Origin of the sequence: Micromonospora sp. CNB394 (assembly GCF_000374985.1) — a bacterium.
GTDB lineage: Bacteria > Actinomycetota > Actinomycetes > Mycobacteriales > Micromonosporaceae > Micromonospora > Micromonospora marina.
Window position 1 is genome coordinate 13,473 of record NZ_KB895860.1, and the last position, 22,517, is coordinate 35,989.

21 protein-coding genes and 1 pseudogene are annotated in these 22,517 nt (G+C 73.0%); 8 read left to right on the top strand and 14 right to left on the bottom strand.

The genetic code is table 11. The features are described from left to right. The first annotated feature begins 62 nt into the window (after positions 1-62). Together C569_RS0125980 and C569_RS0125985 are read left to right on the top strand one after the other, a co-directional pair. The gene (locus tag C569_RS0125980; protein WP_018788664.1) at positions 63-710 is read left to right on the top strand and encodes an IclR family transcriptional regulator; all 648 of its coding nucleotides are present in this window, start codon (positions 63-65) and stop codon (positions 708-710) included. 150 nt (positions 711-860) lie between these two features. Then, positions 861-1,985 carry a hypothetical protein gene (locus C569_RS0125985; protein ID WP_051090540.1) on the top strand — a complete coding sequence of 375 codons (1,125 nt, stop codon included), beginning with the start codon at positions 861-863 and terminating at the stop codon, positions 1,983-1,985. Positions 1,986-2,131: 146 nt separating this feature from the next. Here C569_RS0125985 and C569_RS0125990 read toward each other — a convergent pair whose 3' ends face one another. From C569_RS0125990 to C569_RS0126000, 3 genes are all read right to left on the bottom strand, one after another. Then, a complete protein-coding gene (locus C569_RS0125990; RefSeq protein ID WP_026268653.1) occupies positions 2,132-3,820 on the bottom strand; it encodes a S8 family serine peptidase in 1,689 nt (562 codons plus the stop codon). Between the two features lie 88 nt (positions 3,821-3,908). Beyond that, a complete protein-coding gene (locus tag C569_RS0125995) occupies positions 3,909-4,607 on the bottom strand; it encodes an HAD family hydrolase (RefSeq protein WP_018788667.1) in 699 nt (232 codons plus the stop codon). After that, entirely contained in the window at positions 4,604-5,572 is a 969-nt protein-coding gene (locus tag C569_RS0126000) for an EamA family transporter (protein ID WP_018788668.1), read from the bottom strand. Before C569_RS0126000 ends, C569_RS0125995 begins: the two co-directional genes overlap by 4 nt. Before the next feature lie 66 nt (positions 5,573-5,638). Between C569_RS0126000 and C569_RS0126005 the strand changes: the two genes are divergently transcribed. Continuing rightward, a complete protein-coding gene (locus C569_RS0126005; protein WP_018788669.1) occupies positions 5,639-6,184 on the top strand; it encodes a CGNR zinc finger domain-containing protein in 546 nt (181 codons plus the stop codon). Here C569_RS0126005 and C569_RS0126010 read toward each other — a convergent pair. The 6 genes and pseudogenes from C569_RS0126010 to C569_RS0126030 all read right to left on the bottom strand — a co-directional run bounded on the left by C569_RS0126010 (position 6,148) and on the right by C569_RS0126030 (position 12,399). After that, positions 6,148-6,747 carry a GNAT family N-acetyltransferase gene (locus C569_RS0126010; protein ID WP_018788670.1) on the bottom strand — a complete coding sequence of 200 codons (600 nt, stop codon included), beginning with the start codon at positions 6,745-6,747 and terminating at the stop codon, positions 6,148-6,150. The two genes, C569_RS0126005 and C569_RS0126010, sit on opposite strands and share 37 nt — an antisense overlap. Positions 6,748-6,801: 54 nt before the next feature. Beyond that, the gene (locus C569_RS0126015) at positions 6,802-8,211 is read right to left on the bottom strand and encodes a class II fumarate hydratase (RefSeq protein WP_018788671.1); all 1,410 of its coding nucleotides are present in this window, start codon (positions 8,209-8,211) and stop codon (positions 6,802-6,804) included. Between the two features lie 163 nt (positions 8,212-8,374). Continuing rightward, positions 8,375-8,613 (bottom strand): annotated as a pseudogene (locus C569_RS34555) (hypothetical protein); the annotation flags it as partial. Then, complete coding sequence (locus C569_RS0126020; RefSeq protein ID WP_018788672.1) at positions 8,610-10,277, bottom strand: fumarate hydratase; 1,668 nt, start codon at positions 10,275-10,277, stop codon at positions 8,610-8,612. The gene C569_RS0126020 and the pseudogene C569_RS34555, both read right to left, overlap by 4 nt. Positions 10,278-10,353: 76 nt before the next feature. Further along, positions 10,354-11,790, bottom strand: coding sequence for a PQQ-binding-like beta-propeller repeat protein (locus tag C569_RS0126025; protein WP_081636032.1), 1,437 nt, complete (start codon positions 11,788-11,790; stop codon positions 10,354-10,356). A gap of 120 nt (positions 11,791-11,910) precedes the next feature. Beyond that, complete coding sequence (locus C569_RS0126030; protein ID WP_013288920.1) at positions 11,911-12,399, bottom strand: Lrp/AsnC family transcriptional regulator; 489 nt, start codon at positions 12,397-12,399, stop codon at positions 11,911-11,913. Positions 12,400-12,539: 140 nt separating this feature from the next. Between C569_RS0126030 and hppD the strand changes: the two genes are divergently transcribed. From hppD to hisC, 4 genes are all read left to right on the top strand, one after another. Further along, complete coding sequence (gene hppD / locus C569_RS0126035; RefSeq protein WP_018788674.1) at positions 12,540-13,745, top strand: 4-hydroxyphenylpyruvate dioxygenase; 1,206 nt, start codon at positions 12,540-12,542, stop codon at positions 13,743-13,745. A gap of 34 nt (positions 13,746-13,779) precedes the next feature. Beyond that, a complete protein-coding gene (locus C569_RS0126040) occupies positions 13,780-14,460 on the top strand; it encodes an RDD family protein (RefSeq protein ID WP_018788675.1) in 681 nt (226 codons plus the stop codon). A gap of 114 nt (positions 14,461-14,574) precedes the next feature. Further along, complete coding sequence (locus C569_RS0126045) at positions 14,575-15,579, top strand: RDD family protein (RefSeq protein ID WP_026268656.1); 1,005 nt, start codon at positions 14,575-14,577, stop codon at positions 15,577-15,579. Then, positions 15,576-16,679 carry a histidinol-phosphate transaminase gene (gene hisC / locus C569_RS0126050; protein ID WP_018788677.1) on the top strand — a complete coding sequence of 368 codons (1,104 nt, stop codon included), beginning with the start codon at positions 15,576-15,578 and terminating at the stop codon, positions 16,677-16,679. The genes C569_RS0126045 and hisC overlap by 4 nt, the downstream gene beginning before the upstream one ends. 121 nt (positions 16,680-16,800) lie before the next feature. Here the strand turns inward: hisC and C569_RS0126055 are convergent, their stop codons facing one another. The 5 genes from C569_RS0126055 to C569_RS0126080 all read right to left on the bottom strand — a co-directional run bounded on the left by C569_RS0126055 (position 16,801) and on the right by C569_RS0126080 (position 21,221). Continuing rightward, entirely contained in the window at positions 16,801-18,054 is a 1,254-nt protein-coding gene (locus tag C569_RS0126055) for a PQQ-binding-like beta-propeller repeat protein (protein WP_018788678.1), read from the bottom strand. 67 nt (positions 18,055-18,121) lie between these two features. Then, on the bottom strand, positions 18,122-18,604 hold the full coding sequence (locus C569_RS0126060; RefSeq protein ID WP_018788679.1) for an SRPBCC family protein: 483 nt from the start codon (positions 18,602-18,604) through the stop codon (positions 18,122-18,124). Between the two features lie 109 nt (positions 18,605-18,713). Next, a complete protein-coding gene (locus C569_RS0126070; RefSeq protein ID WP_018788680.1) occupies positions 18,714-18,923 on the bottom strand; it encodes a DUF397 domain-containing protein in 210 nt (69 codons plus the stop codon). A gap of 178 nt (positions 18,924-19,101) precedes the next feature. Beyond that, positions 19,102-20,301, bottom strand: coding sequence for a fumarylacetoacetase (gene fahA, locus C569_RS0126075; RefSeq protein WP_026268657.1), 1,200 nt, complete (start codon positions 20,299-20,301; stop codon positions 19,102-19,104). A 53-nt stretch (positions 20,302-20,354) separates the two neighbouring features. After that, on the bottom strand, positions 20,355-21,221 hold the full coding sequence (locus C569_RS0126080; RefSeq protein ID WP_026268658.1) for a hypothetical protein: 867 nt from the start codon (positions 21,219-21,221) through the stop codon (positions 20,355-20,357). Between the two features lie 94 nt (positions 21,222-21,315). Between C569_RS0126080 and C569_RS0126085 the strand changes: the two genes are divergently transcribed. Further along, a complete protein-coding gene (locus tag C569_RS0126085) occupies positions 21,316-22,512 on the top strand; it encodes a homogentisate 1,2-dioxygenase (RefSeq protein ID WP_018788683.1) in 1,197 nt (398 codons plus the stop codon). Positions 22,513-22,517 lie beyond the last annotated feature (5 nt).

Here is a 22,517-nt window from a genome sequence, read left to right on the forward strand (position 1 = left end):
TCACAAGGGTAGCCGTCCGCACATTTCCGGGTTGGCCGGAGCCGGGTCGTACGCTGCGTGCTGTGGACACGGCGGCGCGCACGGGAGAGACGGCACAGACCCTGGACCGGGGCCTGCGGCTGCTGCACCTGGTCGCGGACGCGCCGGGCGGGCTCACCGTCACCGAGGCGGCGCACCGGCTGGGCATCGGCCGCGCGGCCGTCTACCGGCTGGTCGGCGCGTTGACCGGCCACGGGATGCTCCGGCGCGACGGCGAGGGCCGCCTGCGCATCGGTGTGGGCGTGCTGCACCTGGCGCGCCGCGCCCAGCCGCTGCTGGCCGAGGGGGCGCTGCCGGCGCTGCGCCGGCTCGCCGAGGGGAGCGGGGCGACCGCCCACCTGACAGTGGTCGAGGGCGGCGAGGGGGTCGCGCTCGCGGTGGTCGAACCGAGCTGGACGTCGTTCCACGTGGCGTACCGGACCGGCACCCGGCATCCGCTGGAGCGGGGCGCCGCCGGTCGGGCGGTACTGGCCGGGCGGGCCGGCGATCCGGGGCCGGTGAGCACCAGCGGTGAGCTTCAGTCAGGCGCGTTCGGGGTGGCGGCACCGGTGCTCGGCGTGCCCGGTCTGGAGGGCAGCGTCGGGGTGGTGTCGCTGACCCCGCTCGACGTGGCCGAGGTCGGCGCCCAGGTGACGGCAGCCGCCGGGGCGGTGGCCGCCGCTCTCTCCTGACCTTCGTACGTCTGTGGATCATGTGCAGGTCGAGGGCCATAGCACACGGACAGAACCGGTCGGGGGTTGTCCACAGGGCGCGGCAGGCGGCACGGCCACGGCTGTCCACAGGGGTACCGATCTCGACCCGCGCGCCGCCACGCTCGTCACATGCCACCTCATCCTCATCGCCCACCGGAGTTGGCCTGGCAGGTCTTCCGGGGCTCGGAAGCGATCCGGCGCGGGCTGCTGTCCCGGCACCATCTGCGGGGCGCGTCCTGGATCCGGCTCCGGCAGGACGTCTACGCCGACGCGCGGCTCGCCCGCGACCACGCGCTGGCCTGCCGCGCGGCGCTGCTGCGCATGCCACCCGGCGCGACGATCGCCGGCCCTTCGGCGGCCTACCTGCACGGGGTCGAGCACGCCGCCGGCTTCGACGACGACGTGCACGTCCTGCTGCCGGCCACGGTCCGGGCCGACTCCCAGCCGGGTGTCCGGGTGCACCACGCCCCGATGTCGAGCACCCGCAGCGGCCTCCTGGTCCCCGTCGGCGCCGACGCACCCGCGCGAACGAGCCCACCCGCGGGCACGAGCCCACCCGGCGCAGCACCGACGGCGGTCGACCGCCCACCGGGCCGGACCAGATCGCCGCACCCGGCCGACCCCCGCAACCGCCCCGGGCCGCCCGGTCCAACCACCCCACCCTCAGCCGCGGCATCGAACCCGTTCGCACCCACGACCCTCGGCCCGACGATGATCATGACCGGGCCGCCGCCACGGACCGAGCCGGCCGCCTGCGCCTGGGAGACCGCGGTCTGGGCCGATCCCGTGAAGGCGGTCGGCATCATCGACGGGCTGCTGCGCGCCGGCTCGGTGAACCGGTCGGCGCTGGCGAGCGAGGCGGCCCGCAACGCCTGTCGTCCCGGTGGGCGGCGGGCGTCGTGGGTCTTCGGCCTGTCGGACGGGCTGGCCCAGTCCCCGCCCGAGTCGCACCTGCGGGTACGCCTCGTCTTCGCCGGCCTGCCGCGTCCGGTGGCCCAGCATCCGGTGCGCGTGTCGACCGGCCTGATCCTGCACCCCGATCTGGCCTGGCCGGAGTTCCGGGTCGCCGTCGAGTACGACGGTCTGTGGCACTCCGACGCGGACCGGATGCACCTCGACCGGCCGCGGCTCAACCAGCTCGTCGAGGCCGGCTGGCTCGTGCTGCATGCGACCGGCCGCCGTCTGCACAAGGATTTTCCCGCCCTGGTGCGGGAGATCCGCGCCGCGCTGGTGGCCCGAGGGTGGCGCCCGTGACACCGCCCGCCGCCCCACCCGCCGCCGCCCCACCACCCCGCCGCGCCACCAACCGCCGAGACGCGGTCCGCCGCCGTGCGGACCCCGGAACGCCGAGGTGGCGGTGTCCGGAGCTCCGGACACCGCCACCTCGGGGGAAAGAGTCGTTACGGTCGGACGTTCGGCTTGACCGGGGTCTTCACCGCGGCGTAGGCGTCGACGATGCCGTAGCCGTAAAAGCCGTTGAAGTTCAGCGAGCCCGCGCAGTACGCGTCGAACTCGGCGTCCCGGCCCTCGTCGGTGTAGCTCTGCAGCCGCGGCTCCGGGCAGGCGTGCTCGGCCGCCGTCCGGTAGAGGTGCTGCTCGACCAGGTCCGGGGCCATGCCGTAGCCGTTGCGCCCCTCCTTCTTGCCGTGCTTGCTGACGATCAGCGCCGCCACGCCCGAGACGTGCGGGGACGCCATCGAGGTGCCCTGGAGGTAGGTGTAGTAGCCACACTCACCCTTGGCGGTGCACTGCTTGAACACCGAGTCCTCGAAGCCGGCGACGATGTTGCCGTCCTCGTCGACCGCCCCCTCCTCCTGGAGCACCTTCTTGGGGTACGTGGAGAGGATCATGTTGGCGTCGGTGCGGTACGTGTCGGTGCCGAAGCCGTCCCGGAACCAGCCACCCGGCGCCGCCACCGAGATCTGCTCGGTGCCGTAGTTCGAGTAGTCGGACTTCTTGCCGGACGGGCCGACCGCCGACACGCCGATCACGTGCGGGCCCTCGACCGGCAGATCCCAGCAGGTCGCGTTGTCGATCGGGCGCGGGTACGGGTCGGCGCCGTAGTCCGGGCTGCTCACGTCGGTGCGCGGCGCGCCCAGGTCCTCGTGGTTGTTGCCGAGCGAGCCGACGAGGGTGACGCCCTTGCGGTGGGCGAAGTTCAGCGCCCGCTTCATGGCCTCGATGATGGTGCGCTGCTCGGCCTGCGCCTCCGGCGAGTCGACCGGGTTGGCGGTGCAGTTGTAGAGCCACGGGTCGACGTAGAAGGACATGTTGACCACGTCCAGCCCGGAGCGACCAGCGTGCACCAGGGCGTTGACCACCGGGTTGAGGAAGAAGTAGCCGCTGTCCTGGCCACCCTTCAGATCGACCAGGGAGACGTTCGGGGCGACGCCGGAGAGGCCGAAGCCGTTCGCGGCGGCGCCGATGGTGCCGGCCACGTGCGTGCCGTGCCCGCCGTCGTCGGTACCGACCGGGTCGAGGCAACTCGCCACCTCGCACGGGCCGTCGACCTCGGGGATGTCCGGGGCGAAGTTGCGCGACAGCGCCCAGTTGAAGTTCGGCGCCAGGTCGGGCTGGCTGGCGTCGACGCCGGTGTCCAGGACACCGACGGTGACCCGGCGGTCGCCCGGCTCGACCTTGCGGGCCTTGTCGGCCCGGATCATGTCCAGACCCCAGAGCTTGTCGTCGAGCGCGTCCATCTTCTTGCCGTTGTTCCTGGCGGCCTTGCCCTTGGTCGCCGCGGCGGCCAGCAGGTGCTCCTGCTCGACCCGGTCCAGCTTCGGCTTGCGGCCGATCGCCTTCTCCTCGGCCGCGCCGACCAGCGCGGCGGCCGCGGTCGCCCGGCTGGCGAAGTCCGCGCGGTCGCTGGTGACCTGGAACAGACCGACCTCGTCGGTGCGGGCGACGACCTTGCCGCCAGCGGCGGTGATCGCGGCGACCGCGGCGTCGCCGGAGACACCGCTCTCGGCCAGCACGGTGAAGGTCCGGTTCTCCGACAGCGCGGCGTTCGCCGGAACGCTCAGACCGGTCACCGTGAGTGCCAGCGAGGCCGCAGCCGCGACCGCGCCGACGGTGAAGCGCTTGCTCACCACATCAGATCCTCTCGTTGAGGGACGTGGTGCCATCCCACATCACGGGAGCGGGTTCCGCCAGATCGAAGTCCGTTATCGGCCGCAACTAGGCATTCGCGTTCGTCACGGTGATCAGGGCCGCCGGTAGTTCGGCCAGCGTGGACACCTCGGCGTCCGGTTCGAGGCCGCGAGGGCGGGGCAGTCCGGCCCGGTTGAGCCAGACGGCACGCAGCCCGGCCCGCTGAGCGGCCACCACGTCGTGCTCCGGCGAGTCACCGACGTGGACGATCCGCGACGCCGGCAGCCCGGTCGCCGCCACCACCGCCGCGAAGAACTCCGGCGCCGGCTTCTTGGGCAGGCCGCCCTCGTGCGCGTACAGCTCGAAGGCGAACTGCCCGGCGAGGCCGCAGCGTTCGGCGCGGCTGTTGCCGTTGGTGGCGAAGCCCAGCAGGTGGTGCGGGCGCAGCGCCGCCAGCGCGGGCAGTACGTCCGGGAAGGGGCGGCTCAGCTCGTACCGGCGGGCGAAGAACAGCGCCGCGAACTCGTCCAGGTCCGCCTCCAGCCCGGCCCGGGCCAGCGAACGGGTCAGGGCGATCCGCCGGATCTCCTGCACCGGGACGGCGCTGAGCGCGCCGAAGACCGCACCCCAGTCCTCCTCCAGGTCCGCGAGCACCACCCCAGCCGCCGCCGGGGTCCGCCGCCGCATCTCCTCGAGTACGGCGACGAGCGCGCCGGTGACCGCCGGGCGCAGGTCGACGAGTGTCTCGTCGGCGTCGAAGACGACGGCGCCACGTGGCCCGCTCATCGCTCGCCGGTCAGCACCGGCTCGGCCGGGGCAGTCGCCGGCGCCGACGGTGTGCCCCGCAGTTCGTCCGCCCGGACCAGGGCGACGCCGCCGAGGATGAGCGCGCCACCGGCCAGCTGGATCAGGCTGGGCAGTTCGTCGAGCACCAGCCAGGCGATCAGCACCGCGAACATCACCTCGGTGAGCCCTACGAAGGAGGACAGCCGTGCCCCGAGCAGCCGGGTGCCGGCGACCCCGGCGAGGTACGCGACCACGGCGGCGATCAGCGACAGCCCGGCGATCGGCACCAGCCAGCTCACCCGGTGCCCGCCGAAGGTGACGTCGGCGGTGCCGGCGGCGAGCGGCAGCGCTCCGATGCCGCCGAGCAGCAGCAGCGCCAGCGCGCCGACGGCCATGCCGCCGCTGGCCATCACCACCGAAGGCAGGCCCGCGTCGATCCGGCCGGCGATGACGAAGTATCCGGCCAGTCCGACGCCCGCGCCGAGGCCCCAGAGCACGCCCACCGGGTCGAGCCGACCGGCGCCGGTGAGGTCGAGGACGAGCCCGAGCCCGCACAGGGCGGTGACCGAGCCGGCCACTGTGAGCAGTCGGGGGCGCTGCCCGTGGACCAGCCACATCCATCCGACCACGAGCACGATGCCGAGGTATTCCAGCAGGAGCGCCACGCCGACCGGGAGGTAGCGGACCGCGTTGAAGAAGCACGCCTGCGCCGTGGCCACGCCGAGCAGCCCGAACAGCACCACGCTTCCCGCGTTGCGGCGCAGCACCGCCCACCTACCGCGCAGCGCCAGCAGGGCGGGGACGGCGAGCACCAGGGCGGCGATGCCGACCCGGGCGATTACCACCGCGACCGCCGACCACTCGCCGGTGATCAGCGGGCGGGCGAAGGTGCCCGAGGTGGCGAACGTGATCGCGGAAAGCAGTGCCAGGCCGAGCCCGACGCTTGACCGTTCACGCACCGGCATCTCCTGGTCATGAGTCAAGGGAAGTTATGCTGATGACGCTAGGCGTCGCCTCCGACAGGAGTCAAGTTGCTTTTCGCTCATGACACCGAATGCGCGCTGGTCGCCGCCGCCGCGCTGGTGAACACCGCCGGCGGCCGGGACGGACTGCCCGACGTTCCCGCACTGGACGCCTTCTTCACCACCCACGGGTGGAGCGGCCGGCACGAGCACACCGACGTCGAACTGCGCCAGGTCCGCGCGCTGCGGCCCCGGCTGCGCCGCATCTGGTACGCCGACACCGACGAGGTGGTGGCGATCGTCAACGGCCTGCTGCGCGAGTCACACGCCCTGCCGCAACTCGTCCGGCACGACGACGAGCCGTACCACGTGCACGCCGTGCCGCGGGACGCGCCGCTGGCGACCCGGATGGCGGTCGAGGCCGCGATGGCGATGGCCGACCTGGTCCGGATGGGCGAGCTGAGCCGGCTGCGGCACTGCGACCACCCCGACTGCAACAACGTGCTCGTCGACCTGTCCCGGAACCGGTCCCGCCGGTTCTGCGACGCCGGCTGCGGCAACCGGGCCGCGGTGAGCGCCTACCGGGCCCGCAGGGCCGCCGCGTCCCACTCCTGACGGGTCGCGGGCCAGGCGTCGCGGCGCAGCTCGCACTCCACCTCGCCGTGCTCCGTACCCGCAATCGGGTCGTCGAAGGTCAGGTGGAAGGTGCGGACGTAGCGCAACCCGGCGCGGGCCATGACCGCGCGGGAGCGGTCGTTGACCGCCATCGTCTGAGCCCACACCCGGCGGACGCCGACCGTGTCGAACGCGTGCCGCACCAGCGCCCGCGCGCCCTCGGTGGCCAGCCCGTGTCCCCACGTGGCGCGGCGCAGCCGGTAGCCCAGTTCCGCCTCGACGCCGTCGCCGGACGGGTCGAGCGAGTGCCAGCCGAGGAACTCGCCGGTGAACCGGTCGAGCGTCGCCCAGCGGCCGAGCCCGGGGTGCCGGGCGTACTGCGCGAGCATCCGGGGCAGGACCTCGTCCCGGAACGTCCGGGCCGAGGTCGGCGCACCGCCGGTCAGGAAGCGCATGACCTCCGGGTCGGCGTCCAGCGCCACCAGCCGGTCCACGTCGTCCATCGTGAACCGGCGCAGCGTCAGCCGCGCGGTCTCCAGCAACACGCCGCCGTCGTCACGCACGGTCGGATCATTCCGCGCCCACCGTGACGGGTCGAGGCAATTACCGGCACCGGCTCAGGGGTGGGTCATCCGGAGCAGGTCCAGGGCCTCGTCCAGCTGGGTCTCGGTGAGCTTGCCGGAGTCGACGTGCCCCCGGGCGATCACCACCTCGCGGATGGACACCTGCTTGGCCAGCGCCTCCTTGGCGATCGAGGCGGCCTCGTCGTACCCCAGGTGGCGGTTGAGCGGGGTGACGATCGACGGCGAGCCCTCCGCGTACGCCAGGCAGACCTCGGCGTCGGCGACCAGGCCGGCCACCAGGCGCTCGGTGAACAGGCGGCTCGACGCGGCGATCAGCTTGATCGACTCCAGCAGGTTGCGGCCCATCACCGGGAGCATCACGTTCAGCTCGAAGTCGCCCTGCGAGCCGGCGAAGGCCACCGCCGCGTCGTTGCCGATCACCTGGGCGCAGACCTGCCGCATCGCCTCGGCCACCACCGGGTTCACCTTGCCCGGCATGATCGACGACCCCGGCTGGAGGTCCGGGATGCGCAGCTCACGCAGCCCGGCGCGCGGGCCGGAGCCCATCCACCGCACGTCGTTGGCGATCTTGTAGAGGCCGACCGCGACGGTACGGAGCTGGCCGGACGTCTCCACCAGCGCGTCGCGGGCGCCCTGCGCCTCGAAGTGGTTCCGCGCCTCGGTCAACGGCAGCCCGGTCGACTCCCGCAGCTTGCCGATCACCCGGTCGGCGAAGCCCAGCGGCGTGTTGATGCCGGTACCCACAGCGGTGCCGCCCAGCGGCAGCTCGGCCAGGCGGGGCAGCGCCGCCTCCAGCCGCTCGACGCCGTAGCGCACCTGCGCGGCGTAGCCGCCGAACTCCTGCCCGAGCGTGACCGGAGTGGCGTCCATCAGGTGGGTCCGCCCGGCCTTGACCACCGTCTCGAACTCGGCCGCCTTCTCCTCAAGCGCGCCCGCGAGCTGCTTCAGCGACGGGATCAGGTCCTCCACCACGAACTGGGTGGCGGCCAGGTGGATCGACGTGGGGAACACGTCGTTGCTGGACTGCGACGCGTTGACGTGGTCGTTCGGGTGCACGTCCCGGCCCAGCTCGCGGCTCGCCAGCGTGGCGATCACCTCGTTGGTGTTCATGTTGGACGAGGTGCCGGAGCCGGTCTGGAACACGTCCACCGGGAACTGGTCGTCGTAGCCGCCCTCGGCCACGTGCGCGGCGGCGGTGGCGATCGCCTGCGCCACGTCCGTGTCGATCACGCCCAGCTCACCGTTGACCAGGGCCGCCGCGCCCTTGATCTGGGCCAATGCCTTGATCTGGGCCGGTTCCAGGCCGCGCCCCGAGATCGGGAAGTTCTGCACCGCACGCTGGGTCTGCGCCCGCCACAGCGCCTCGGCGGGCACCTCCACCTCGCCCATCGAGTCGCGTTCGATCCGGTAGCCGGTCGCCTCTGGAGTCGTCACGCGTACCATCCTGCCGCGCCGCCGGTCGGTGTGCAGGGAAAGTGGCGCGGTCCGCAGCCCAGCCCGGCCAGCGACCTCTGCTCGTGGCGGGCGCCGAGCCGGGTGGCGTCGGTCAGCACCCGCCGGCGCAGGTCCAGCGCGCTGGCGACGTCACCCTGGTCCAGGATGGCGTGTCGGCCGGCGGCCCGAGCGCCGCGAACCGCTGCCGCGACACGCAGATCTGGAGCTGGGTCCGTACGGTCGCCGGTGGACGCTCATCCCTGACGGCGTCGACCAGTTCTCCACCGGCACCACCCGGCCGGGACGCAGCAACAGCATGGCGACCACGGTGCGATCCCGGCCCGCGGTGACGGTGGCTTCGCCACTGCCCGGGAACGTTCCCGGGCACCCCTCGCGTACGTCTGCGGTCACCGCCGGCCGACGGTGAGCACCGGCTTGGTGACCTCGGCGAAGAAGTCGTTGCCCTTGTCGTCGACGACGATGAAGGCGGGGAAGTCCTCCACCTCGATCTTCCAGACCGCTTCCATGCCCAGCTCGGCGTATTCGAGCACCTCGACGTGCTTGATGCAGTCCTGCGCCAGGCGGGCGGCCGGGCCGCCGATCGAGCCGAGGTAGAAGCCGCCGTGGGCCTGGCAGGAGCGGGTGACCTGGGTGGACCGGTTGCCCTTCGCCAGCATCACCATCGAGCCGCCGGCCGCCTGGAACTTCTCCACGTACGCGTCCATCCGGCCGGCCGTGGTGGGACCGAACGAGCCGGAGGCGTAGCCCTCGGGGGTCTTCGCCGGGCCGGCGTAGTAGACCGCGTGGTCGCGGAGGTACTGCGGCATCGGCTCGCCCGCGTCCAGCCGCTCGGCGATCTTCGCGTGCGCGATGTCCCGCGCGACGACCAGCGGACCGGTCAGGGACAGCCGGGTCTTCACCGGATACTTCGACAGCTCGGCCCGGATCTCGCCCATCGGCCGGTTCAGGTCGACGCGGACGACCTCCTCGGTCTCCAGCGTCTCGTCGGTCACGTCGGGCAGGTAACGCGCCGGATCGGTTTCGAGTCGCTCCAGCCAGACGCCCGACGGGGTGATCTTCGCCACCGCCTGCCGGTCGGCCGAGCAGGAGACCGCGATCGCCACCGGGCACGAGGCGCCGTGCCGGGGCAGCCGGACCACCCGTACGTCGTGGCAGAAGTAGCGCCCGCCGAACTGCGCGCCGATGCCGAAGTTGCGGGTCAGCTCCAGCACCTCGGCCTCCAGCTCCAGGTCACGGAAGCCGTGCGCGCTCATCGAGCCCTGGGTGGGCAGCGCGTCCAGGTATTTCGCGGAGGCGTACTTCGCGGTCTTCAGCGCGTACTCCGCGGAGGTGCCGCCGATGACGACGGCCAGGTGGTACGGCGGGCAGGCCGCGGTGCCGATGAGCCGCAGCTTCTCCTCCAGGAACTGCATCATCCGCGTCGGGTTGAGCAGCGCCTTGGTCTCCTGGTAGAGGTAGGACTTGTTGGCCGAACCGCCGCCCTTGGCCATGAACAGGAACTTGTACGCGTCGGCGTGGCCGTCCGGGTCCTCGGCGTACAGCTCCACCTGGGCGGGCAGGTTGCTGCCGGTGTTCCGCTCGTCCCACATGGTCAGCGGGGCGAGCTGGGAGTAGCGCAGGTTGAGCCGGGTGTACGCCTGGTAGACGCCGCGCGAGATCGCCTCCGCGTCGGTGCCGTCGGTGAGCACGTGCCGGCCGCGCTTGCCCATCACGATCGCGGTGCCGGTGTCCTGGCACATCGGCAACACGCCGCCGGCCGCGATGTTCGCGTTGCGCAGCAGGTCGAGCGCGACGAAACGGTCGTTCGGCGAAGCCGCCGGATCATCGATGATCGAGCGGAGCTGAGCGAGGTGGGCCGGGCGCAGGAAATGGGCGATGTCGTGCATCGCCTCCGCCGTCAGCGCGGTCAGCGCGCCCGGATCCACGGTGAGGAACCGGCGGCCTCCCGGGCCGTTGACGACGTCCACGCCCTCGTCGGTGACCAGGCGGTATTCGGTCAGGTCGGGACCGGTCGGCAGCAGGGGTGCGTACGAGAAGGCGGCGGCACTGCTCATGACCGAAAAGCCTAGGGCAGAGCCGTCGATCGGTGACACCCGCAGGTGGGTCGTGGGACGACGCTCTCACCCACTGTCACTTGCCGTCGGCGCAGAGTTCCCGTTTCGGCCCGCAACTGCCCTGGTCGTCGGGCGGGCGCCAGCTGCCACCCGGGTCCGGCGCCACCGGCGCGCCGTCCTGGCCCGGCCCCGGCGCGTCGCCCGTGCCGGCGCCCCAGCGGACGTACCCGATCTCCCGCCCCTCGCCGATGATCATGCCGTTCGGGCCGACCGCCAGCGCGTTCGCCGAGGTACGCAGCTCGACCAGCACCCGGCCCTCCCGCGGCTCGACCGCGATCAGCCGGGACGGCTTCTCCTCGCTGATCACCGCCGCGTACGGGGTGAGCGCCGCACCGCTCTTGCCGCCCGCCGGCCGGGTCCAGCGGGTCCGGTCGGCCGACAGTTCCCGGCCCAGCAGCGAGCCCTTGTCGGCGCTGCGCACCACGGCGTACCGGTCGTCCACGGCGAGCAGCTTCTCGCCGTCCGCGCCGACCTGGAGCAGCCGGCCGTCGTACCCGTCGAGCACCGTCTCACGCCCGTCCGGGGCGACCCCGATGATCACGTTGCGCCCGCCCTGCGGGTCCTCCCGCTGCACGCAGCCGGCGTAGTCGGCGGTGCGCAGGTTGATCCCGGTACGCCGCCACACCTGCTGACCGGTCGCCGGGTCGACGGCGGTCACCGCGTAGTAGCAGCTCCCGTCGCGGGAGGTGGCCGCGATCCGCAGCAGCCGGCCGCCGACCACGGCGAGCCGCTCCTCCCGGCCGGGCTGGACGTTCTGGAGCACCCGGCCGGTGGCGGTGTCCACCACGTGCACCCGTCCGTCGACCGGGAAGCCGAGCAGCGGCGGGACGGACTCCGGCCCGGCCACCCCGCCGTCGATCCGGGTGGCGCCGAGACGCCGGGTGCCGAGGAGTTCCGGGTTGTCGGCGAGCACGCCGCTGTGCACGCCGGGCAGGAACGCGGTCCACAGCGGAGCGGTGCCACGCGGATCCCAGGCGCGCAGCGTGCAGTCGGTGGCCTGCACGCAGTACGCGTCCAGCAGCAGGTTGCGGTAGGTCCAGACGGCTATCGCGCGGTCGTCGCGGCGGCGGGTCACGCCGGTCACCGGGTCGAGCACCTCGTACCCCCTGTCGAGCAGCTTGCCCACGGCGACGACCGACTCGCGGCCGCTGCCCGCGACCGCCGACCAGTCGGCCTTGCGCTCCCACAGCTGGCCGCCGTCGGCGAGGTTGCGCGCCTCGATCCGGGTACGCTGCTCGACGATCACGGTGTCGCCGGCGATGGTGACGCTGCGCGGCGTGCCGCCGACGCGCTGCTGCCAGGCCACGTCCGGCTCGCTGATCGGCTTGCTGCGGTCGACCCAGTCCCACAGCGCCGGGAACGGGTTCCAGACGCCGGTCGCGGCGAGGACGACCACGGTGACGAGCCCGAGCAGCAACCAGCCGCGTATCCCTAGGCCCTTCACACCGCACACGGTAGCGACGATCACCGGTCCCCCGGGTCCGCGTGCGGGGCGTGTCGCGGCGCTTCTTGCCCCGGCAGGTGTTAATACGGGGCCCTTCCACCTCCTGAGGCGTTAATAGGGGGCCCTTCCTTACCCGCGGGCGGCGGAGCGGACGAGCGGCAGCGTCCGGTACGGGATCTGCTCGGCCAGCGCGATGATGGTGGACGCCCGGCGGATGCCCTCCGAAGCGACGATCTGGTCGATGACCCGCTGGAGGTCGGTGTTCGACCGGGCGACGATCCGGCAGAGCAGGTCGCTGGAACCGGTGATGGTGTGTGCCTCCAGCACCTCGGGGATCGCCGCCAGGTGCGCGGTGACCTGGTCGTGGCCGTGCCGCTGGCTGATCTCCAGCGTGACGAAGCTGGTCACCCCGAAGCCGATCGCGGCGGGGGTGATGTCCGGCCCGAACCCGGTGACGACGCCCCGGCCGACGAGCTTGTCGAGCCGGGCCTGCACCGTTCCCCGGGCCACACCGAGGCGGCGGGAGCACTCCAGCACGCCGATCCGGGGCTCCTCCGCCAGCAGTTCGATCAAGCGGGCGTCCAGCTCGTCGAGCTGTACATCCTGACCAGTGTTCATGGTGCCCTACCGTACCGAATGCACAACCTGACCAGGAATAACGTCGACTGTTGCCCAACTCGCCGCGGTCCGTGGATCCTCGCCGGAAGAGCACATTCACGGCGGCCCACGAGGCCGGCCGGTACGCGAGGGAGGCCACCATGACCCAGGCGATCGACCGACCCCAGTCGACCGAGGAGGTCGACGTCGACGCTCTCGTCGGCGCAGTCGACCACGACATCACCCGCGACCCGTTCCCGGTCAAGGGCATGGACCACGTCCACTTCCTGGTGGGCAACGCCAAGCAGGCCGCGCACTACTACTCCACCGCGTTCGGCATGACCTGCGTGGCGTACCGGGGGCCGGAGCAGGGCTACCGGGACCACGCGCAGTACGTGCTGACCAGCGGTTCGGCCCGCTTCCTGCTGACCGGCGCGGTACGCCCGGACGCCGACGGCGCCGAGCACGTGGCGAAGCACAGCGACGGCGTCTCCGACATCGCGCTGGAGGTGCCGGACGTCGACGCCGCGTACGCGCACGCCGTGGCTCAGGGCGCGACCGGCCTGGTCGAGCCGCACGACGTCAGCGACGAGCACGGCACCGTGCGGATGGCGTCCATCGCCGCGTACGGCGACACCCGGCACAGCCTGATCGACCGGTCCCGCTACACCGGGCCGTTCCTGCCCGGGTTCGTGGCCCGCGGCCCGATCGTGAACCGGCAGCCGATGATCGACGCCGGCATCCAGCCGAAGCGGTTCTTCCAGGCGGTCGACCACGTCGTCGGCAACGTGGAGCTGGGCCGGATGGACGAGTGGGTCGAGTTCTACAAGCGCGTCATGGGCTTCTCGAACATGGCCGAGTTCATCGGCGACGACATCGCCACCGACTACTCGGCGCTGATGAGCAAGGTCGTCGCCAACGGCACCCGCAAGGTGAAGTTCCCGCTCAACGAGCCGGCCGTGGCCCGCAAGAAGTCGCAGATCGACGAGTACCTGGAGTTCTACCAGGGCCCCGGCGCCCAGCACATCGCGGTGGCCACCAACGACATCCTGGCCAGCGTGGACGCCATGCGCGCCGCGGGTGTCGACTTCCTGGAGACCCCGGACTCGTACTACGAGGACCCGGAGCTGCGGGCCCGCATCGGCGAGGTCCGGGTGCCGATCGAGGAGCTTCAGTCCCGCAAGATCCTGGTCGACCGGGACGAGGACGGCTACCTGCTCCAGATCTTCACCAAGCCGGTGCAGGACCGCCCCACCGTCTTCTTCGAGCTGATCGAGCGGCACGGCTCGCTCGGCTTCGGCAAGGGCAACTTCAAGGCCCTGTTCGAAGCGATCGAGCGCGAGCAGGAGAAGCGCGGAAACCTGTAACACTGTCCGCGTGACCCAGCCTCCTCCGAACCCGATGCCGCCGCCCGCCGGTCCTCCACCCGCGGGCGGCGGCTTCGCGCCGCCCGGCGGACCGGCGGTGCCCGCACAGCACGTTCCTCCGGGGTACGGCGGCCCGCCCGGCTACCTGCCGCCCGGGTACGCCCCGCCCGGGTACGCCCCGGCGCCCGTCCCGCCCCCGGTGGCGCCGAACGGGCAGCCGCTGGCGAGCTTCGGCGACCGGCTGCTCGCGTACCTGATCGACACCGCCGTCGCCACTGCGGTGGCGCTGGTGCTGTTCGCGCCGGTCGTCTTCCTGATCTTCTTCCGGATGATCGACGAGGTCGAGCAGGCCGGCCCGGCGGGACCGGACCCGGCGACGTTCTGGACGGACGTCTTCCTGCCGCTGCTCGCCGCCGAGTTCGGGGTCCTGCTGCTGATGCTCGCCTTCTACTGGGTCCACCACGTCGAATACGCCCGCCGGACCGGGCAGACGTTCGGCAAGAAGGTGATGAAGCTGCGGATCGTACCGGTGCAGCCGGGCGCCGCGCTGACCCGGGGCGTGCTCGGCAAGCGCTGGCTCGTCGAGTTCGCCGGCGGGATGTTCGTGCCGTTCCTCAGCTACCTCGACGGTTTCTGGCAGCTGTGGGACAAGCCCTGGCAGCAGTGCCTCCACGACAAGTTCGCCGGAACGGTCGTCGTTAAGGTTGCCCCGTGAGCGCGAGGAGTGAGCCGGGCCTGCGAGCCCCGCAGTCGCGAACGAGGACGGCATCGTGAGCGCGAGGAGTGAGCCGGTTTTGCGAGCCCCGCAGTCGCAAGCTAGGACGGCATCGTGAGTTTGGAACCCGGCTGGTACGTCGACCCCGCCGACACGGCGACCCGCAGGTGGTGGGACGGCGAGGGCTGGATCGGTGCGCCGATCCCGGTCGACGTCACCCCGCCCGACGGTCCGCCGCCCGCCGAACCGGAGCCCGCGCCGGCCACCCCGGCGCCCGCCGCCGACAGGCCGGCCTCCGGTCCCGGCCGCCCCGACGCGACCCCGGCGTCCGGCACGCCGGGCGCGCCGAGCCCGTGGCCGGGCCAGCCGGGCCCGGCGAACCCGTGGCCCGGACAGCCGGGTCAGGCGGGACAGCCGGGTCAGGCGGGACACGCGGGACAGCCGGGTCGGGCCGGGCCGGGCATGCAGGGACCGCCTCCGGGCTGGCCGTACCCGCACTGGCCGGGCGCGCAGCCGATCCCGCGTCCGCACGGACTGCCGCTGGCGTCGTACGGCGTCCGGCTGGTCGCGCGCCTGATCGACCTGGGCATCGTGTTCCTGCTCAACGCCGTGGTCAACGGCTGGTTCGTCTGGCGCTACGTCGAGGCCATCTCCCCGTACCTGCGTGCATCGGTGCGCCAGGCGCTCAACGGTGACACGTCCACCGAGGGGTTGCCCCAGATCGACGACCAGGCCGGCGGCCTCCAGATCGCCATCCTGGTGATCGCCACCGCGCTCTGGTACGCGTACGAGGTGCCGTCGATGGCGGCGCGCGGGCAGACCTTCGGCAAGCGGGTGATGGGCGTCCGCGCGCTGCCGGTCGAGGCGGACCAGCCGCTCGGCTTCGGCCGGGCCACCCGGCGCTGGAGCACGCTCGGCCTGCCGACGCTGCTCTGGTACTGCTGCGGGCTGGGCCTGCTGCTCCAGCTCATCGACGCGATCTCGCCCCTGTTCGACCAACCGCTGCGCCAGGCCCTGCACGACAAGCGGGCGCAGACGGTGGTGGTCCAGCTCCCCCGCAAGCGTGACACCAGTACCGCCCCGCCCGAGAGCGCCGACACCCCGGGAGACACCCCATGACCGAGACCGGACGCCACCAGCCCGCGCTGCGGCTGACCCGCGCCGACCTGGACGCGCTGCCCAACTACGTGCCCGGCCGCAGCCCGGCCGACCTGGCCCGGGAGCTGGGCCTGGCCGAGGCGATCAAGCTGGCCAGCAACGAGGTGCCGTACGGCCCGCTGCCGGGCGTGGTGGAGGCGGTCGCCGAGGCCGTCGCCGGTTCGCACCGCTACCCGGACATGGGCGTGGTGGCGCTGCGCCAGGCGCTCGCCGAGCGGTACGGCGTGGACGCCGACCGGATCGCCACCGGCTGCGGCTCGGTGGCGCTGGCCGAGCACCTGGTCCGCGCCACCTGCCTGCCCGGTGACGAACTGCTCTACTCGTGGCGCTCGTTCGAGGCGTACCCGATCATCGCGGCGACCAGCGGCGCGACCAGCGTGCGGGTGCCGAACGACGCCGGCCACGGGCACGACCTTTCCGCGATGGCGGCGGCGGTGACCGACCGGACCCGGATGGTCCTGGTCTGCAACCCGAACAACCCCACCGGTACGGCGGTGCGCCGGGCCGAGCTGGACCGCTTCCTCGACGCGATGCCGGACGACGTGCTCGTGGTGATCGACGAGGCGTACCGGGAGTTCGTCACCGACCCCGAGGTGCCGGACGGCCTGACCTACCTGGACCGGCCGAACGTGGCGGTGCTGCGCACGCTGTCCAAGGCGTGGGGCCTGGCCGGTCTGCGGATCGGCTGGCTGGTAGCGGCGCCGGAGGTGGCCGCCGCGGTGCGCAAGGTGGTCACCCCGTTCTCCACCAGCATGGCCGCCCAGGCGGGCGCGCTGGCCGCGCTGGCGCAGGCCGACGAGGTGGAGCGGCGCTGCGCGCTGGTCGTGGCCGAGCGGGACCGGGTCACCGAGGCACTGCGCAAGTTCGTCCCGGACGTGCCGGACAGTCAGGCCAACTTCGTCTGGCTGCCGCTGGGCGAGCGGGCGGTGGAGTTCGGCCGGGCGTGCGAGGCGCGCGGCGTGATCGTCCGCCCGTTCCCGGGCGACGGCGTCCGGGTCACCATCGGCACCCCGGCCGAGAACGACGCGTTCCTGGCCGCAGCCGAGGCCGCGCTGGCCTGACCGGGCGCGCCCGGCGCCGGTCCGTCAACCCCCTACGGACCGGCGCCGGGCGTCTTCGTCCAACCGATCCAACAAGAGCACTATAGAGGCTTTTGTCCGTTTTTGACGTTGACTCGCCGGATCAGGTCACGGCGAACAGCACCGGTTCCGCCATCAGGAAGTAGCCCTGGTCGTCGTCCTCCGGAGCGGCGCTCTCCCGCAGCCGCTCCACCGCGACGTAGCCGTCCACCGCGTACGCCCGGCCCGGCCGCCAGCCGATCCCGTCCCGGCCCAGGTCGAGCACGAAAGTCGACCGGGTCGTACCGGTTAACGGGTCGACGGTGACCAGTTCCCGCCGGTCCGTCAGCAGGTGCACCCGTCCCGGCTCGGTCGCGAGCACCCGGGCCGGATGGATGTCCGGCCGGCGCCACAGCTCCTCGCCGGTACGCGCCGACCGCCCGACCACCACCGGGCCCGACGTGTCCACCGCCCGCTCGCCGTCGAGCACCGTGTCCGGATGGTCCAGGCCCGGCGCGGCGGCCGGCTCGCCCGGGTCGGTCACCAGCCAGCCCCGACTGCCCGCGCCGTCCGGCCCGGCGGTACGCAGTCCGCGACAACCGGAGTGACCGTCGCGGCAGCCGACCGGCGTGACGACGAGCCGCTCCGGCGCGTCCGGCGGCCGCCAGCGGGTCCGTACGGCACCGGTCGCCGCGTCCCGCAGTTCGACCGTGGCGGGGCCCTCGCAGCGGTCCACGCCGACCAGCTGCCCGCTGGCGGTCGTACCCACGTCGGACCGGCAATCCCGGCTCACGTCCGCACGCCAGAGCCGGCGACCGTCGGTGAGGTCGTACCCGCCCATGCCGCCCGGACCGGTCGCGAGCAGCACCGTCCGCCCGTCGGCCGTACGTGCCACGTGCAGACCGGCCGGATCCCAGACCGTGGCGGCGAAAGTGCGTCGCGGCTCCGGCACGGACCCCGGCTGCGGGCCGTCCGCCCGCCAGGCCACCCGTCCGGTACGCGCGTCGAGCGCCACCAGCTTCCCGTCGGACCAGCGGCTGACCACAGTGGTCCCCTCGGCGAGCACTCCGACCAGCTTCGCCGGCCAGCGGCGGAAGGACCAGAACGGGGTGACCCGGTGCCGGCCGGTGACCGGCTGGTCCGCGTACACCTGACGGGCGCCCGCGTAGACGCGGAGGCGGCCGTCCACGACGAGCGGCGCCACCGGCAGCCGCGCGAGCACCCCCGCGGTCGGCGCGGGCGCCGCCGGGTAGGGCTCCCGGGCTGCGGTGTCGACCTCGGCGGGCGCCAGCACCCGGACGACCACGGCGACCGACGCCGCGACGGCGAGCACCGCCACCAGCGCCACCACGACCCGCTGCCTCGCGGCCTTCGCCATCCGCCACCTCCGCCCCGGCACCCTACCGGCCGCACGCGGGCCGGGTGCGGGGAGCGGCCGGGTCGGCTCAGGCGGCCTCGGTGGATTGGGCGGGACCGGCGGCCAGCGCCAGGTCGGCCAGGTCACGCCGGAGCGCGCCCTCGACCGCGCGGGCCGCCAGGCCGCCGAGGATCAGGGCCAGCACCCGCCCGTACGCCCGGGTCGGCACCGCCTCCTGCTCGACTGTGACCTCGGTGCAGCCGCGCCGTCGCCGCTCGACGGTGCGCAGCGTCCAGGTGATCCGGTAGTCGGCACCGGCGCCGCGCGACCCGAGCACGAGGCGGCCGGGCGCGACCGCCTCGAGCACCTCGAACTCCTCCGGCTCGGTGCCGCCGTCCGGCCGGATGCGGGTCTCCCGCCACACGGTGCCCGGCCCGAACCCACCGGCGGCGAGAACCTCGACCGCGTCCACCGCCGAGAGCCAGTCGGCGCGGGCCGGGAGGTCGGTGAGCAGCCGCCACAGGTCGGCGTCCTGCGCTTCGATGGATGCGGAAACCGTCACCGTCGACATGGCACCTCCCGTGTCGTACACGGTACGGGCCGTGACCGGAAACGGGGAGCCTCCCGGTGACATTTCCATCACCGGTGCCCCGGCGGGGGCACCGGTGTGGCGCAGACGGTCAGCCGCGGAGCGCGCCGCCCCGCAGCGCGGTGACGAACGCGGCCCAGCCCGGCGGGCTCACCGCGAGCGCCGGACCGTCCGGGTCCTTGGAGTCGCGTACACCCACCACGCCGTGCGCGGCGACCACGTTCGTCGCCACCTCGACGCAGAGGCCCTGGTCGTTCGAGCGGCTGCTGGTGCGCCAGACGGCACCGGTCAACTCGGTCATGCTCGGTCCTTCCTGTTCCGGCTTCCGCGGGTACGCCCCCCGACCCGGCACCACCGGCGGCTCCGGTTCGACCGGGAGCCGCCGTCCGGGGCGTACGTGATCCGGAGCGATCAACGCCGAAGGAACCGGCCCCGGTCGCACATCGGGTGCGACCGGGGCCGGTTCGGAAGGTCGGATGTCAGCGGGCCGGCAGGATCGCCCCGGTGACCTCGCCCAGCGCGACTGTGGTGCCGTCCGGCCCGGGCGCGGTGGCGGTGATCGTCACCGTGTCGCCGTCCTCCAGGAACGTCCGCTCGCTGCCGTCGGCGAACTTGACCGGCTCGGATCCGCCCCAGGTCAACTCCAGGAACGACCCGACCTGACCGCGCTGGGGACCGGAGACGGTGCCGGAGGCGTAGAGGTCGCCGGTCCGCAGCGACGCGCCGTTGACGGTGAGGTGCGCGAGCTGCTGCGCCGGAGTCCAGTACATGCCGGCGAACGGCGGCTCGGCGACCCGCTCGCCGTTCCACTCGACCGACAGCGTCAGGTCCAGCCCGAGGCGCGGGGTGTCGCGCAGGTAGTCCTGCACCGGCGGATCCTGGTCGGGCGCGGGCACGAACGCGTCGGCCAGCGCCTCCAGCGGGGTCACCCACGCCGAGACGGAGGTGGCGAACGACTTGCCGAGGAACGGTCCGAGCGGCTGGTACTCCCACGCCTGGATGTCCCGGGCCGACCAGTCGTTCACCAGCACCACGCCGAAGACGTGGTCGGCGAAGTCGGCCACCGGCACCCGCTCGCCGAGCCAGCTCGGCACTCCCACCACGAAGCCCACCTCGGCCTCTATGTCCAGCCGGACCGAGGCGCCGGTGGTCGGGCCCTGCGCGCTGGCCCGCTGACCGGTCGGGCGGGTCACCGGGGTGCCGGAGACGACCACCGTGCCGGCCCGGCCGTGGTAGCCGATCGGCACGTGCTTCCAGTTCGGCAGCAGCGGCGGCTGCCCCGGCCGGAAGATCTGCCCGACGTTCGAGGCGTGATGCTCGGAGGAGTAGAAGTCGACGTAGTCGGCCACCTCGAACGGCAGCGCCATCTCGACCTCGCGCAGCGGCACCAGCAGCGGCTCGACCGCCGCCCGGTGCTCCGCCTCGGTGAGCAGCTCGACGACCCGCTGCCGGACCGCCGTCCACTGCGGGCGGCCGAGCGCCATGAAGGCGTTGAGTGTCGGCTGGCCCAGCGCGCCGCCGGCCAGCACCAGACCGGCGGCCTCCGCGCCGGCCAGGTCCAGCGCGAAGTCACCGATGCGGACGCCGACGCGCGGCTCGTCCTCGCCGTGCCGGAACACCCCGTACGGCAGGTTCGTCACCCCGTACGGCGAGCCCGCCGCCCCTGGTACCCAGGTCATGCCGTGCCGACCGGGCATGCCCTCACGGCCCTCGCTCCGCTCGGTGCGTTCGCTCATGCCTCGTAGCCTCCGTTCACCAGCCCCAGCCGGATCAGATCGGTAAGTGGTTCGGAGACGCTGCACGAGCCGTACCCGGCCCACAGCGGGCGCTCGGCGTCGCGGTGCGCCCGGGCGGGCTCGACCACGCGTACCGGGTCGGTGGCGGCGAGCAGCTCGGCCACGCCGTCCACCTCGGCGCCCCCGACGGCGGCGAGCGAGGCACCCAGGACGTTGACGAAACCGTGGTGGTTGAAGCCGGTCTCCGGGTCGCGGTGCCGGATCGCGTGGTGCAGCCCGGCGGTGAGCTTGAACGGCAGCTTCCGGTCCCGGCAGGCGCAGATCACCGCGGCCAGCTCCACCGGGGTGGGGAACAGCTCGGCGGCGAGCCCGCCGGTACGGAACTTGGCGGCCACCGGCAGCCCGCCGGCGCGCGCCTCGGCGAGCGTGTCGAGCGCGCCCATCAGCCCGAGGGTCAGCGGGATCTCCGCGTACACGGCGGTGCCGTCGAGCCGGCCGGCGAGCGTCATCAGCTCGGACAGCCCGGGTTGCGGGTCCTCGCCGCGCTTGGCCACCGGCGCCTCGATCTGCCGGGCGGTCACCCCGTCGGGCGCGAGCGCGTCCAGCGCCTGCGGGAGCTGGTCCAGACCGGTGTCGCCGATCAGCCCGATCACCAGGCCCTCGGCCGGGTCCACCAGGCCGTTGAGCGACCCGCGCTGGATCTCCGAGGCGGGCAGCAGCAGCGGGCCGACCAGGCCGGTGTACCAGGCGGCGCGGTGGGTGCGGTGCGCGGTCACCGCGTCGGGCAGCGCGGCGTTGCCGGGCGGGAAGACCGCCGCGTCGTCCACCAGGCCGGAGAGGAGGCGGGGCACCTGCGTTGACACGAGACAAGAATGTACGGGACGCTACGAGGAACGGACAACAGCGTCCGATTATCGGACGCCACCGGCCGGAGAACGGGACATATCGGGAGGCGAGATGCCGTACTACCGCAGCGTCGGCGACGTGCCGCGCAAACGCCACACCCAGTTCCGCCAGCCCGACGGCACGCTCTACGCCGAAGAACTGGTCGGCCAGGAGGGCTTCTCCTCCGACTCGTCGCTGCTCTACCACCGGCACGCGCCGACCGCGATCCTCGCCGCGCAGGAGTACGCCCCGCCCACCGTCACCCGCGTGCCGAACCTGCCGCTCAAGCCGCGCCACCTGCGCACGCACAAGCTCGACGGCACCGGCGCGGACCCGGTGCTCGGCCGGCAGTACCTGCTCGCCAACGACGACGTACGCATCGCGTACGTGCTCGCCGACCGGCCGTCGCCGCTGTTCCGCGACGCCACCGGCGACCACTGCCTCTACCTGGAGTCGGGCACCCTGCGGGTCGAGTCGCCGTTCGGCGTGCTCGACGCGGTCGCGGGTGACTACGTCGTCATCCCCACCTCGACCATCCACCGCCTGGTACCCACCGGCGACGAGCCGACCCGGCTGCTCGCCGTCGAGGCGTCCGGCCACATCGGGCCGCCCAAGCGCTACCTCTCCGTACGCGGGCAGTTCCTGGAGCACGCGCCCTACTGCGAGCGCGACGTCCGCGGACCGGACACCCCGCTGCTGGTCGACGGCGAGGAGGTGGAGGTGCTCGTCAGGCACAGGTCTCGGGCCGCAGGCCCGGGTGGCAGCGGCACAGCCTGGACGCGTCACGTCTATGCGAACCACCCGTTCGACGTGGTCGGCTGGGACGGGCACATGTACCCGTGGGCGTTCTCCATCCACGACTTCGAGCCGATCACCGGGCGGATCCACCAGCCGCCGCCGGTCCACCAGACGTTCCAGGGCCCGAACTTCGTGATCTGCTCGTTCGTGCCGCGCAAGGTGGACTACCACCCGGCCGCCATCCCGGTGCCGTACAACCACCACAACGTCGACTCCGACGAGATGCTGTTCTACACCGGCGGCAACTACGAGGCCCGGCGTGGCTCCGGCATCGAGCAGGGCTCGATCTCGCTGCACCCGTCCGGCTTCACCCACGGCCCGCAGCCGGGCGCCGCCGAACGCTCGATCGGGGCGGAGTTCTTCGACGAGCTGGCGGTCATGGTGGACACGTTCCGCCCGCTCGACCTCTGCGACGCGGCCGCCGCCTGCGAGGACGACGGCTACGCCTGGACCTGGGCGCGCAAGTCCTGACGGCG